General features: G+C 39.3%; 11 protein-coding genes. 4 read left to right on the forward strand and 7 right to left on the reverse strand.

Features of this window, described 5'->3' with window-relative positions; translation table 11 throughout:
* The first annotated feature begins 4 nt into the window (after positions 1 to 4).
* The 3 genes from AC2JF7_RS06495 to AC2JF7_RS06505 are packed head-to-tail and all read left to right on the forward strand — an operon-like array spanning position 5 to position 2,701.
* Positions 5 to 976 carry an ABC transporter substrate-binding protein gene (locus AC2JF7_RS06495; protein WP_500727882.1) on the forward strand — a complete coding sequence of 324 codons (972 nt, stop codon included), beginning with the start codon at positions 5 to 7 and terminating at the stop codon, positions 974 to 976.
* Between the two features lie 26 nt (positions 977 to 1,002).
* Positions 1,003 to 1,920, forward strand: coding sequence for an ABC transporter permease (locus tag AC2JF7_RS06500; RefSeq protein ID WP_500727883.1), 918 nt, complete (start codon positions 1,003 to 1,005; stop codon positions 1,918 to 1,920).
* On the forward strand, positions 1,898 to 2,701 hold the full coding sequence (locus AC2JF7_RS06505; protein ID WP_500727884.1) for an ABC transporter ATP-binding protein: 804 nt from the start codon (positions 1,898 to 1,900) through the stop codon (positions 2,699 to 2,701). The genes AC2JF7_RS06500 and AC2JF7_RS06505 overlap by 23 nt, the downstream gene beginning before the upstream one ends.
* Before the next feature lie 67 nt (positions 2,702 to 2,768).
* Here the strand turns inward: AC2JF7_RS06505 and AC2JF7_RS06510 are convergent, their stop codons facing one another.
* The 3 genes from AC2JF7_RS06510 to AC2JF7_RS06520 are packed head-to-tail and all read right to left on the reverse strand — an operon-like array spanning position 2,769 to position 5,839.
* A complete protein-coding gene (locus AC2JF7_RS06510; RefSeq protein WP_500727885.1) occupies positions 2,769 to 4,631 on the reverse strand; it encodes a beta-glucoside-specific PTS transporter subunit IIABC in 1,863 nt (620 codons plus the stop codon).
* A gap of 18 nt (positions 4,632 to 4,649) precedes the next feature.
* Positions 4,650 to 5,183, reverse strand: coding sequence for a ribose 5-phosphate isomerase B (rpiB, locus tag AC2JF7_RS06515; RefSeq protein WP_500727936.1), 534 nt, complete (start codon positions 5,181 to 5,183; stop codon positions 4,650 to 4,652).
* Entirely contained in the window at positions 5,183 to 5,839 is a 657-nt protein-coding gene (locus AC2JF7_RS06520; RefSeq protein ID WP_500727886.1) for a ribulose-phosphate 3-epimerase, read from the reverse strand. The genes rpiB and AC2JF7_RS06520 overlap by 1 nt, the downstream gene beginning before the upstream one ends.
* A gap of 181 nt (positions 5,840 to 6,020) precedes the next feature.
* Here AC2JF7_RS06520 and AC2JF7_RS06525 point away from each other — a divergent pair, with 181 nt between their 5' ends.
* Positions 6,021 to 7,007, forward strand: a complete 987-nt coding sequence (locus AC2JF7_RS06525; RefSeq protein WP_500727887.1) for a LacI family DNA-binding transcriptional regulator — start codon at positions 6,021 to 6,023, stop codon at positions 7,005 to 7,007.
* Positions 7,008 to 7,366: 359 nt separating this feature from the next.
* Here AC2JF7_RS06525 and AC2JF7_RS06530 read toward each other — a convergent pair whose 3' ends face one another.
* The 4 genes from AC2JF7_RS06530 to AC2JF7_RS06545 form a co-directional block, all read right to left on the reverse strand.
* Positions 7,367 to 9,418, reverse strand: coding sequence for a BglG family transcription antiterminator (locus tag AC2JF7_RS06530; RefSeq protein ID WP_500727888.1), 2,052 nt, complete (start codon positions 9,416 to 9,418; stop codon positions 7,367 to 7,369).
* A 100-nt stretch (positions 9,419 to 9,518) separates the two neighbouring features.
* Positions 9,519 to 10,667, reverse strand: a complete 1,149-nt coding sequence (locus AC2JF7_RS06535; RefSeq protein WP_500727889.1) for a mannitol-1-phosphate 5-dehydrogenase — start codon at positions 10,665 to 10,667, stop codon at positions 9,519 to 9,521.
* Complete coding sequence (locus AC2JF7_RS06540; protein WP_500727890.1) at positions 10,667 to 11,110, reverse strand: PTS mannitol transporter subunit IIA; 444 nt, start codon at positions 11,108 to 11,110, stop codon at positions 10,667 to 10,669. Before AC2JF7_RS06540 ends, AC2JF7_RS06535 begins: the two co-directional genes overlap by 1 nt.
* 14 nt (positions 11,111 to 11,124) lie before the next feature.
* Positions 11,125 to 12,945: a PTS mannitol transporter subunit IIBC gene (locus AC2JF7_RS06545; protein ID WP_500727891.1), complete on the reverse strand. Its 1,821-nt coding sequence runs from the start codon at positions 12,943 to 12,945 to the stop codon at positions 11,125 to 11,127.
* Between the last annotated feature and the right edge of the window lie 171 nt (positions 12,946 to 13,116).

Consider the following 13,116-nt stretch of genomic DNA (forward strand, 5'->3'; position numbering starts at 1 on the left):
CACGATGCATATTCGCAAATTAGTTACTGGTGTAGGCATTACTATCGCCGGATTGCTGCTATTAACAGGATGCAGCAACAAGCAAGATAACTCTAAAAAAGTCAAGCACGTTGGGGTCTTGCAGGTAGTCCAGCACCCATCTTTAGACAAGGCTTATAAGGGCTTCAAAGAAGGGCTAAAGGATGGTGGCTACGTTGAAGGCAAGAGCCTGAAAATTGACTACCAAAATGCTCAAAATAGTCAGGACAATCTGAAAAGCATGAGCGAAAAGCTAGTCAACGAGAAGTCTAACTTGATTTTAGGAATTGGTACGCCGGCAGCCCAGAGTGTGGCCAACACGACCCAAGACATCCCGATTGCTGTTACCGCAGTGACTGATCTGAAGGCAGCCAAGTTGGTCAAGTCTGACGCTAACCCTGGACGCAACGTCACGGGTACAACCGATATGGTGTCAATCGACCAGCAAATCAACCTGCTCTTGTCAGTTGTGCCTAAGGCTAAGGCAATCGGCGTGATGTATAATGCTGGTGAAGCCAATTCTAAAATCCAAGCTGACATGGCCATTGCTGCATTAAAGAAGGCAGGCGTCAAGGTCGTGGTCAAAACTGCCAACAGCACTAATGACGTGCAACAAGTCACTGAAACCTTGGCCGGAAAGGTGCAAGGAATTTACGTTCCAACCGACAACACCTTTGCTTCTGCTGCCGCTGTCATTGGCAAGGTAGTTAAAGAAAAAAAGATCCCCTTAGTTGCCGGAGCTGTTGACCAAGTAAAAAGTGGTGGTCTAGCAACGGTTGGAATTGATTATGAAGCGTTGGGTCGCCAGACTGGTAAAATGGCCGCCAAGATTTTGGACGGTAAAGCCAAGCCACAAGACATGCCAGTTGAAAAGGCAGATAAAATGCAACTAGTAGTCAACAAAGACATGGCCAAGGCTTTAGGGATTGATCCAAAGTCAATCAAAGCACCTAAGTAGATTTAGAAAGGGCGTAAATATAAATTATGCTAAGTACTTTTTGGGAATTATTTCTTTCAGCCTCCTCGCAGGGCTTACTTTGGTCAGTGATGGCTATCGGCGTTTATTTAACTTTTCGAATTTTAGATATAGCTGATATGACCGCTGAAGGCAGCTTTCCCTTAGGCGGGGCTATTGCCACCATGTGCCTAATCAAGGGTGTTAACCCGATCTTGGCAACAATTGCTGCCTTTGGTGGAGGATTGCTGGCTGGCCTGGTCACTGGTCTGCTCAATGCAAAATTGCGCATCCCCTCCCTCTTAGCCGGGATCATCACTATGACGGGACTCTATTCCATTACTTCCCGCGTAATGCAGAATGCGGCTAACGTGTCGCTGCTGGGCAAGGATACCATTTTTACCATCGCGCAAAATTGGGGCCTTTCACGTAATAATGCTGTTATCGTCATGGGGTTAATTATTGTCCTAGTGGTAATTGGCTTGCTAGTTGGCTTCTTCCGGACCGAAATTGGCCTGGCCATGCGGGCTACAGGTGATAATCCGGAGATGAGTGCTGCCAACGGTATTAAAACCCAGGGCATGAAAATTTTAGGGTACATGATTTCCAATGGCTGCATTGCCTTGGCTGGCGCTCTTTTAGCCCAGAACAATGGCTTTGCTGACTTAAACTCTGGTGTTGGAACAATCGTGATTGGTCTGGCTTCAATTATTATTGCCGAAGTTCTCGTGCGTAATTTACCAGTCGGAGCACGACTGCTTACTTTAGTAGCCGGAGCAATTATCTACCGGCTGATCTTGGCCCTTGTCTTCCAGATGAATGTCGAACCATCCGACGCCAAGCTGGCTTCGGCCTTAGTCTTAGTTGTTTGCCTGGCCCTACCTAATTTTCATCTGCCACGTAACCTTAAAGGAGGAAGCAAAAATGCACCAAGTACTAAAGATTAAGAATTTGCACCAAACCTTTGAGCGCGGTACCGTTAATGAAAATCGGGTCTTGCGCGGGGTTGACTTAACCCTAGCTGCCGGCGACTTTGTGACTATTATTGGCAGCAACGGGGCTGGTAAGTCAACACTATTAAACAGTATTGCTGGTACCCTGCCAATTCAAGAAGGTCAAATCATTCTCAATGGCCAAGATATCAGCAAGTTGCCCGTGACCAAGCGCGCTAAAAATATTAGTCGGGTCTTTCAGGATCCCAAGATGGGAACTGCTGTTAGACTGACTGTCGAAGAAAACTTGGCTTTGGCAATGAAACGGGGCAAACGGCGCGGCTTTCGGGCAGGAGTAAAGCGCCAAGATCGTGAATTTTTTAAGAAGCAACTAGCCCAACTTGATCTAAATCTTGAAAATCGCCTAGAAACAGAAATCGGCTTGCTTTCAGGTGGTCAGCGCCAAGCCATAACCTTGCTTATGGCCACGCTCCAGCGACCTGACCTGATTTTGCTAGATGAGCACACTGCGGCTCTAGATCCGCAAACTTCAATCACTGTTATGCAGCTGACGGAAAAGCTAATCAGCGAGCAAAAGCTGACTGCCTTCATGGTCACCCACAACATGGAAGATGCCATCCGCTATGGCAATCGGCTAATCATGCTCCACCAGGGCCGCGTCGCCTTGGATTTAGCTGGCGCAGAAAAGCGGAGCTTAACTGTAACCAAGCTAATGGAACTCTTCCAAAAGCAAGTTGGTAATGGCTTAAAGGATGATGTATTGCTATTAGGTTAAAAAATAATAAAAAAGTCTGAAGAAATTTCTTCAGACTTTTTTTGTTCTTTTATTAATGTATCTGCTTTTAAACTGTCACCCGCAAAACATCGCTATCATGTTCTGTATTTCCTGCATGTAACAGGTCTACTTCTCGGTAATCCTTCGAGTTAGTAACAATTACCACAGTAGAAAGGTCATAACCAGCTTTTTCAATTGCAGCTATATCAAAATGAAGTAATTTTTGTCCCTTTTTGACTGGGTCACCTTGTTTAACAAAACTTTCAAAGTACTTCCCATTGAGTTTAACTGTGTCAATTCCAATATGAATCATTAGCTGGGCGCCCTTGTTAGAAGTAATCCCTAAGGCATGCTTAGTATCAAAGAGCATGGTCATTTCACCATCAAATGGTGCATAAACATCGCCACTTGTGGGCTGAATTACGAAGCCGTCACCCATGGATCCATTTGCAAATGCCTGATCATGGGCTTGAGTAAGATCTTCTACTGTCCCAGAAATTGGTGATGTAATTACATCATCAGCAACTATTTGAACTGAGCCTGAGCCGTCAACACTGGCTACTTTTTGGACTTCTTGGTTTTCATTAAGACCTAGAATCATGGTAACAACACAAGCAACTACAAAACATGCAAGAAGCCCGATGCAATATGGAATAAAGGTCTTTCCAACAAAGGCTGGTAATGTAGTTAACCCGCCAAACACAAAAGCAAAAGCCTTAACGCGCATACCACCAATGATTGCGCCACCTACAGCACCTCCTGCAACAGCACCAATTAAAGGTTTCTTGTAGCGGATACCAATACCATAAATTGCTGGTTCAGTAATTCCCGCAAAGAATATTGATAGCAAGGCAGAAAATGAGTAGGCCTTCATCTTCTTATCTTTAGTCCTGACAAAAGTTCCAAGCGTAGCACCTGCCATACCGAAGTTAGCTGCACAAGTCAAAGGAACAATATAATCAAAGCCTAAGCTACTGATATTGTTAATCATTACTGGATTAACTGCCCATTGTAGTCCAAAGATAACGAAAATATTCCAAATACCCCCGATTAAGGCGCCTGCTACCCAGCCATTGAGGTTCATTAACCAGTTGATAACTTGGGAAATCCCTTCACCAACATAAACTCCAAATGGACCAAATAGTCCAGCAGTCAAGGGAACCATGACAAATAATGAAATCAACGGTACAAACAGCAATTGTAAATTGGTTGGTATCCATTTTTTTAACCATTTTTCTAAATATGACAGGCACCAAGTTGCTAAAATAGCTGGTACTACAGTAGAAGTATAAGTCATTAAGACTAATGGAATGTTAAAGAAATGAACGATTGTACCATTGCCAGCTTTACCCATTAAGTCAATGAATTCTGGCATAATGAGAGCACCCATGATAGCTGCAGCAACAAATTTATCACACTTGAACTTTTCAGCCGCAGTAATAGCCAGCATAATTGGTAAGAAATAAAATACAGCCGTTGAGGCAACCGTCAAAATATGATAAGTCGATGAGGTCGTTGATAACCAGTTAAGTTGTGTGGCTAGCAATACCAATCCACGAAAAACACCGGAACCAGCAAATAATGGTAGTAATGGGGTGAAAATACCGCCAATCACATCCATCAATTTTAAGAACCAGTTGGTATCTTCCTTTTCATTGCTTTCGCTACTACCCCCATTGACTAAGCTAGTGCCATCAATTAATTGATTGTAAACTTGCGGTACAGCTGGACCAATTACTACTTGAAATTGCCCAGCTTTTTCGACTACGCTAATTACTCCGTCAAGTGCTTCAATCTTAGCTTTATTGCTATGCGCCATATTATTGTTAGCCAAGCGCATCCTCAAACGAGTAGCACAGTGGGTAATGTTATTAATATTATTTTCTCCGCCAACTAAGGATAAGATTTTTTTGCCTAAATTTTCTGACATGGTTTGGTCTCCTCCCTTCTATATATCCTGATTTTCAAACTTTTCTTGGCCATCAAACTGTGTAGAGTTTTCAAGTTTAATGAATTCTGCTTCATTTTCACTTTCAATAGCTGCTAACTCTTCAACTCTGCGCTCGTGTCGACCACCAATATACTTAGCATCTAGCCAATTTTTCACAATCATTTTGGCTAATTCTGAACCTACCACTCGTGATCCAAAAGCTAAAACGTTAGTGTTGTTATGCATTCTAGATAACCTGGCTGTATAACAATCACTGCAGACGCAGGCACGAATCCCACTAACCTTGTTTGCAGCAAGCGAAATACCGACACCGGTACCACAAATAACAATCCCTAGATCAAATTCGCCACTTGCTACTGCTTCGCCGACTTTTTTACCATAAATTGGATAATCCGTCCGTTCTGAATCTTTAGTACCAAAATCATGTACTTCATAGCCTAAACTTTTAACATAGTCGATAATTATCGGTTTTAGTTCTAGCCCAACATGGTCAGAACCAAAAGCAATTTTTACCTTTTTTTCTACTGTCATCATGCATTTTCCTTTCTAATCTCAGTGATAATCTTTGTATAACTTTGCTCTTTACCAAACAAAGCCGAGGTACCTAAAATAAAATTGTCCACGCCTTTTTCATGCAGCTGTTTAATCTTCTCCCGCGAAACAGCGCCGTCAATTCCTAACACGTAGTTATAATCTCCTTTAGCTGCTACAAACTTATCTAGTTTGGGTAAGACAAAGTCCTGAAATGGTTGACCTGCAAAGCCCGGATGAACAGTCATCACCAGAACATAGTCAACATTAGGCAAAAGCTCTTCAACGGCGGCGAAAGAAGTGCCAGTATTCACGGCTATCCCCGCCTTTTTACCTAGAGCATGAATATCATCAATTGTTCGCGCAGATTGTTCCTCAGCATCCGGACAAAAGTAAATTACATCAGCACCTAAATCACTGAAAAATTTAACGTAAGTTCGTGGGTTTTGAATCATTAAATGGGCATCCATTGGTTTTGTAGTTAACTTGCGGACTGTTCGATAATCCTCTGGTCCTAGTGCAAAGTTGGGCACATACTTACCATCCATGACATCCATGTGATACATGTCTACTCCGGCTTTGTTGAGTTGTTCAACCTGACTTGCCAAATGACCAAAATCAGCACACATCATCGATGGACTTAATAATAAAGACATTTCTTCCTCCTTTTTGAGTAATCGTTTACTCAAAATCTATTACCGATATTATTACACTTTAAAGTAATTTTGTAAACGTTTTATTTTAAAAAATAGTTATTTCGTGTAATCGATTAACCAAAAGCCGCATTGAATCAGCTTTTTTAATGCTATAATAATTGATACAGATAAGGAGACAGCGATGAAGCAATATTCCATTAAAGACATTGCCAAGCTGAGCAATGTCTCAACTGCAACCGTTTCACGAGTAATTAACAATAACGGAAGGTTTTCTGAAGAAACGAGAAAACGTGTTCTAGAAGTCATCCATAAAACCGGCTATAAGATTGATGATAGTGCTCGTAGTTTGCGTACCAATGTCACTTACACCATTGGTGTCCTAGTACCTGATATTAAGAATCATTTTTTTGCTGATCTTGTCCAAAAAATTGAAGAAATGCTTTTTTTGCAGAATTACTCTACAATTATTTGTAATACAGATAAAAATGAGCAAAAAGAAAAAGCATACTTACGTATGCTTGAAAACAAAAAAGTCGATGGAATCATTGTCATTTCTGGTTCTTATGAACACGGTTTTAAATTTCAGAGTTCATTGAAAGAAATACCTTATATTTGCATTGACCGTGAGCCAGAAGATTTTCACAATACAGTTTTTATTTCTTCAAACCACTATCAAGGTGGTCTAGATGCAACTAATTACTTGTTTGAAAGAGGCTGCAAGCACCCAGCAATTGTTGTCAAGAAAGTCGGCACATCAATTAAGTCCAGAATTGATGGTTTTAAAGAAGGGCTAAAGATTCATTCTCGTAAGTTTGCAAAAGCTAAGTATGAACTAAAGCTAGATAATAAAAATGCACTCAAGCATTTTCTTCAAAACAATACCGATATTGATGGCTTTTTTGCCGCTGATGATACTATTGCAATCGAACTTCTGCAAGAGTTAGCTAGGCTAAACTTTCAGGTACCTGAACAAATTCAGGTAATTGGCTTTGACGATGTTCCTGCTGCTAGTGTAATCGCACCTAAATTATCAACTGTCCACCAAAATACGCAAAAGATTGCTCAAACTGCTATCACAAGCATGATGCATGCCCTTAATAAACAAAATGAAAAGGGTAGTCAATTTTTGATCCCCACTACTTTAATTGCTCGCGAAACAACAAAATAATATGGTGGATTGTAAAATCAAGAAAATCTATTATACGGCTTGTTTTAGGAAAAACTGTACCACTAAAATCTTGCACTAACATAGCCATTCTTTGCGCCAATTTGTTTTCATCCTCAGTTTCTAACTCACTAAAATTAAATATGAACTCGAACTTGGTCTAATCAAATATAACCACATCACTTTCTATGATGTCCAATCTACAGCTGATTGCTATCAGGAAAAACGGTGCAGTATTAGCGACTGAGTAATATTGTTTAGCGTCGGCAGTTTATCTCATTCCCTATGAGTCTATGAAAGAAGATTAAATTGCATCTGTCAAACAAAGTAGAGTGTTCATCTTAATATACAATTTTATTTTTCTATTTACTTTTTAAGATTGCTAAAAATTTACCGGCCAAAAATTGTCTTAACTGCTCTGTAGTTCCATTTTCAAACAAGTCCATTGTTTCATTACTCATTACCAGCATGCTACTGATTTTTCCTAATGCTTTTGTTTCTACTGTATTGTTTTCAGAAGGAACCAGCAAAACCAGAAATCGTTTTACTTTAATTTGTTTATTATCCATAGCAGCCATTTCAATGGGAAGACGAAGTTGGCAAATTGTGACAAAAGCTTTAGAAACTGCCGAACTGCTAGCATGGATTAATGCTAAATGTGTATCCGGTAGTCCTACTGGCGCTAAATTAATCCGATAAAGCAATTTTTTAGCAACTAATACTGCATCAACAATAATTTCATTTGGCAGTACCTGAACAATCTTAGTAATCACTTCTTCCAATGACTGTTTAGCAGTATTTTCAAAATTAAGTACGCAAATCTGACTAGCAATCCTGGCATAAAGATCAATCTCTTTCTTTTGTGCTAATAGTTTTGTCATAGCAGATTCTTGAACTTTATCTTTTTTAAAATTGGCATACTTATACTGGTAGGTACGCAAGTAATTCTTGATTTTTTTAACTTCATCCGTCAGTAGAAGTGGGCTTACAACCATGTAGTCACGCGAAAAGCCTGGCAAATCGACTGTGGTCAAAACAATATCGTAATTAGCAATTGCTGTATGATTTAACTTGGCTATTTTAGTCGTATCTATCCGACTAATTTCTGGCACCTCTTGTTGCAAACGGCTCTTTAAAATTTGTGATGTTGAGAAGCCATTTTCACAAATTACTAATGCACTCAAGTCATGGCAATACTTATGATTTTCACATTCATTAGCAAAATAAAGTAATAGCAATTGCTTTTCATAGTCACCAATAGTTTTATCAGGAAAAACCTCATGCCATTTTTCAACAATAATTTTAAAGAGCTTTTGATATTTTTGCTCTAGTCCCTTGATCTCAGATAAATCCGTCTCTGGCAACGTAACTTGCTTCTTCTTTAAAAGTGCTTCGATGTGATGAGTTAATTTCTCAAAAAAAGTTGGATTACAAGTGAAATTCCAGCCATATGCCGTAGATACCAATGATATAAATTCTTTGACTTGAACAGAAAGCGAGAAGTCAATTTCATCTAAGTTTTTACTGGTATTTTGCCGGTCACTATTCTGCAATTGTGCTGCCAGAAAGTTTACTTCCTCTTTGGTAGTCTTAGTACCAATATTCTGATAGTGCAAATTAGCCAAAAATCGATATGCTAACCCTAAATACTTGATATCAACTTTGTCATTGGTCATTTTAGTTAGCTTGCAGCCCTTTGAAAAACGATAAATTGATAAGGAAAACATAACAACCAGTGAAATAACCTGTCGATCAGATATCCCTCTGATGTGGGGCAAAACCGATGTTGTCAGTGCCTCATAGCTTCTAACTAAAAGATCTGTTGGAATAAGCAATGCAAAGAAATTCGCTGTCAAATCTCTCTTCCTTTGCAGAAAAAGCAAAAACTGATATTCATTGATCTCATTCAAGATTAGCCTACAAAAAAGGTAGCGTCGGATATCTTCTGGACCACTAACGACAATTCCTACGCCTTTTTTTCGATGCAGGCACAGATCATAAGCCTGCAAAGATTGAGCAACATCATTTAAATCACGCTGAATTGTGCCCTGGCTAACCTCTAAATTTAGGGCTAAATCGTTGATCTTCATTTCCGTATTACTTAATAAAAGCATAGCAACAATCGCATCTTGTCGCGAAGAGGTAGATAAGTGATAAGTATGTTTTTGATTAACAAGACCGTTTTTGATTTTGCTTAAAGCCGTCTGATTGCCTTCAAGCAGATATGTGCCCTTTTTGTTAGTTAAAATTACGCCTTGCTGTTCAAGATACAGCCGCAAGTCAGCGAATTCACGGTAGAGCGTACGCTGACTAACACCCAGCTGTTCTTTTAATTCCGTTAAGGAAAGTCCCCTTTTATTTTTGGTTAATTTAAGCAAGATTTCTCTTTGTCGTTCTGTAAATACTACCATCATTCCACCTCCTACCATAATAAAAGTTCACTAGTAAAATCAGCAAAAACAGCCATTGCTATAACTTAAATATATCAAATGACTGTTCTTTAATTTGAACGATTTATTTTTTGAATTCTGTTGATATTTTCTCAGCAATTACATTAACTAATTCTGGATCTTTTAGCTCTGTTGTTTCTTTAACAACTTCAGCAAATTTTTCTTGGATCATTTGTTGTAACTTTACGCTCTCATCATCACTAGGAACATCAAATTGATAAATTTTGGCAGCAGTTTCAACTAATTTGCTGTAGCCTAACCCGCGCTCTTTAGCTTCACGAATTGGCCGAATGAAGCGTTCATCGTAGCCTAATTTACGAATAGGTGTCCGTCCAACGCGAGCAATTGTATCGGAAATATATGGATTTTCAAAGCGCTTAATGATCTTTGTCTGATACTTTTCATGTTCTAAGCGATCAAACTTCCACTTGGCAATCAGGAGATCACCTGTTTCCTTTAAAACACCCTTTAGCTGATCTAAAACTCGCTTGTCCTTGATTGCTTGACCAATACTGTCATAACCCAAAGTCTTGCCTGTATATGCTACAGTCGCATGACCTGTATTAACAGAGAACAGTTTACGTTCAATATATGGTTCCAAATCCTCAGCATAGTCTACTCCCTTCAATTGCAAAGTTGGATTAGCCATTTGAGATTCATCTACTATCCATTCTTTAAACGGCTCAACTGAAACCATTAAAGGATCATCATGCTTTTGCAATGGAACAATTCGATCAACAGCAGCATTAGGAAATCCAATATATTCATCGGCATAAGCTTTAATAGCGTCGCTTAAATGTTTATAAACTTCCTTCTTCAGCAGTTGGGAGCCCCCAATCATATTTTCACAGGCGATCACGTCAATCTTTTGCTCGTTACCATTGTCCTTTCTCGCTTCAATTCCTTGAGCAATTAGCGGAGCAATAAATTGCAAGATCTTAGGACCAATTGCAGTTGTAACCAAATCTGTTTCGGCAATTGCCTTAACAACTTGTTCTGGATTTTTACCATTATTGATCCCCCGAACATTCTTGACGTTGATCTTTTTTTGTCCTTCAGCGGCTAGTTCAATTGTATATTCTTGCCGTTTATTGAGTTCATCAATAATTGCTTCATTAACATCAACAAAAATAATTGAAAAATCATTAGCGGCTAGTGTTTCGCCAATAAACCCACGTCCAATATTACCTGCTCCAAAATGTACTGCTTTCACTATTCTTCTACCTCTTTTAACAGACTAATTACTTCTTGTTCAGATTGCGCATCTGCTAATTTAGCTACATTTTCAATTTTTCTACAAAATAATGCAATCTGTGACAAAACGTTTAAATGCTCATTATTCACACCAGCAATTCCAAAAACAACCGTTACCATTTTGTGGTCGCCTTTGCCTTCTCCAAATTCAATTCCTTTTGGAACTTGAATAAGAGATATTCCTGTCTTTTTAATAAATTTTTTCCCCTCATCAGTTCCATGTGGGATTGCAATGAAATTGCCAATATATGTCGAAAGTTCTTTATTACGTGCCAGCATTGAATCAATGTAACCAGAATCAACACAGCCATTGTCAACTAACAATTGTCCTGCTGCCCGAATTGCATCTTCTTTTGTATCAAAATGCTGACCCAGCTTAATCATTTTTTTATCAAGTTCCATGTCCTATTTCCTTACTATTTTAAATAAAGAATTAACTTTTGCAGATTCTCATTTTCTAACATATTATCAACAGCAATAATTTGGGCTTGATTAACGCTTGCTTTTAACTGTGCTTCCTGTGCAGAAGTTGTTATCAATAATCCTGTTGAACTATCTTTAACATCAGCTAATGCCACTTGCTTAGCAAGCAAATCTTTTTCAGCTGTTCTTAATTCATCATTGAATAAACTAACTGCCATCGTTGTTGACCCCATGTTCTTAGGTCCATTGACAAAATAAACCTTTTTAACTTTAGTAAAATCAATTTTACTAAACAAAGCAGAGCTATCTTCAGATTTTTCTGCAGGGTCAGGGTTGCTTTTTGCTTGGTCGCTCACGGTATCTTGTTTTAACATCTGAACAATCTCGTCATAACGAGGACTATTCATGAAGTTGCCAACTGAAATATGCACTGCATCTGGAGTCTTTTCAGTAGCACGGTCGGTTAATTCACTTTGCGTAACAACTAAAAGGTTCGGTTCTGCCTTTAAGTCCCGGACAGCCATATTCGTCACTGGAATATCCATTATTCCTGCTTTCTTAAGCTTGTCACGCAGTAGTGAAGCACCCATTGCGGATGAACCCATACCAGCGTCACATGCAAAGATGATTTTTTTAACGTCCTTGGCAGGCGTTACAGCAGTATTATTACTGTTACTGTCACTAGCAATACCTTTTGATTCATTCTTCATCTGTTTCATTTCAGCTTGCTTAGTTTCCAGGTCATCACCCAAAGACTTATCTTTTTTCAAAATAATTGCTGAAAGAACAAACGACACAATTGTAGCAACTAGAATACCCGCAAGGTTAGCTATATAACTACCTTTAGGTGTCATTAAAAGAATTGCAATAATTGATCCTGGCGAAGCAGCAGCTTTTAATCCTGCGCCCAGCAGCTGGAAAGTGAACGTGCCTGAAATACCAGCCAAAATTGCAGGAATAATCAGTAATGGTTTCATCAAAATGTAGGGAAAGTAAATTTCATGAATACCACCTAAAAATTGAATAATTACTGCGCCAGGCGCTGAAGATTTAGAACTGCCCTTGCCATAAAGACAAAAGGCTAACAAAATTCCAAGTCCCGGACCTGGATTTGATTCAAGCAAGAACAAAACTGACTTACCAGCTTGTTCTACTTGTTGGATACCTAACGGTACCAAGATACCATTGCCGACTGCATTATTTAGGAATAGAACCTTAGCTGGCTCAATAAAGACATTGGCAAACGGCAAAAGGTGAGCTGAAATAATCCAAGAAACACCTTGAGCCGCAATATTGCTACCACCTACAACTAGGGGATTAACAACAAATTGACCAATAATAGCTAAAATCATTCCAATAATTCCAGCTGAGAAATTTTGGTAAATCATCTCAAAGCCGGCCCTTATCTTGTTTGCAAATAATTGGTCAAACTTTTTAATGCACCAACCGCCTAAAGGCCCCATAATCATGGCACCTAGAAACATCGGAACATTGGCTCCGACGATGACGCCGACTGTAGCAATTGCTCCAACTACAGCTCCACGCTCACCTGATATCATCCGGCCACCAACATAACCAATTAGTAGTGGCAACAGATAGTGCAGCATTGGATTAATTAATTTGGCAATATTTGCGTTAGGGAACCATCCTCCTGGTACTAAAAACAGCGCCGTTATGAGTCCCCAGGCAATAATTGCCGAAATGTTCGGCATAATCATGCCTGAAAGAGCCGTACCAAAGCGTTGAACTTTGGTCTTAATTGAGCTCTTTTTCTTAACTGTTGTTTGACCAGCAGTTATATTTTCTTGTGACATCTTCTTTTTCCTCCTGTACTTGCTTCATCCATACTTTTATTTTAAAAAATCAGGTATCCGCTTACAAGCAAATCTAGTGGACATTTTGGCAAAGGCAAACTGCCAAAATTAATTTGAAAAAAATGGGCATATAAAAAGTCTCAAAGCCATATCAATGACTTTGAGACTTAA

This window comes from Lactobacillus sp. XV31L, assembly GCF_059900865.1.

Excerpts from the sequence above, each read along its gene's own strand:
- AC2JF7_RS06495 (WP_500727882.1), top strand. The coding sequence starts at position 5 with ATGCATATTCGCAAATTAGTTACTGGTGTAGGCATTACTATCGCCGGA.
- AC2JF7_RS06500 (WP_500727883.1), top strand. The coding sequence starts at position 1,003 with ATGCTAAGTACTTTTTGGGAATTATTTCTTTCAGCCTCCTCGCAGGGC.
- AC2JF7_RS06505 (WP_500727884.1), top strand. The coding sequence starts at position 1,898 with ATGCACCAAGTACTAAAGATTAAGAATTTGCACCAAACCTTTGAGCGC.
- AC2JF7_RS06510 (WP_500727885.1), bottom strand. The coding sequence starts at position 4,631 with ATGTCAGAAAATTTAGGCAAAAAAATCTTATCCTTAGTTGGCGGAGAA.
- rpiB (WP_500727936.1), bottom strand. The coding sequence starts at position 5,183 with ATGACAGTAGAAAAAAAGGTAAAAATTGCTTTTGGTTCTGACCATGTT.
- AC2JF7_RS06520 (WP_500727886.1), bottom strand. The coding sequence starts at position 5,839 with ATGTCTTTATTATTAAGTCCATCGATGATGTGTGCTGATTTTGGTCAT.
- AC2JF7_RS06525 (WP_500727887.1), top strand. The coding sequence starts at position 6,021 with ATGAAGCAATATTCCATTAAAGACATTGCCAAGCTGAGCAATGTCTCA.
- AC2JF7_RS06530 (WP_500727888.1), bottom strand. The coding sequence starts at position 9,418 with ATGATGGTAGTATTTACAGAACGACAAAGAGAAATCTTGCTTAAATTA.
- AC2JF7_RS06540 (WP_500727890.1), bottom strand. The coding sequence starts at position 11,110 with ATGGAACTTGATAAAAAAATGATTAAGCTGGGTCAGCATTTTGATACA.
- AC2JF7_RS06545 (WP_500727891.1), bottom strand. The coding sequence starts at position 12,945 with ATGTCACAAGAAAATATAACTGCTGGTCAAACAACAGTTAAGAAAAAG.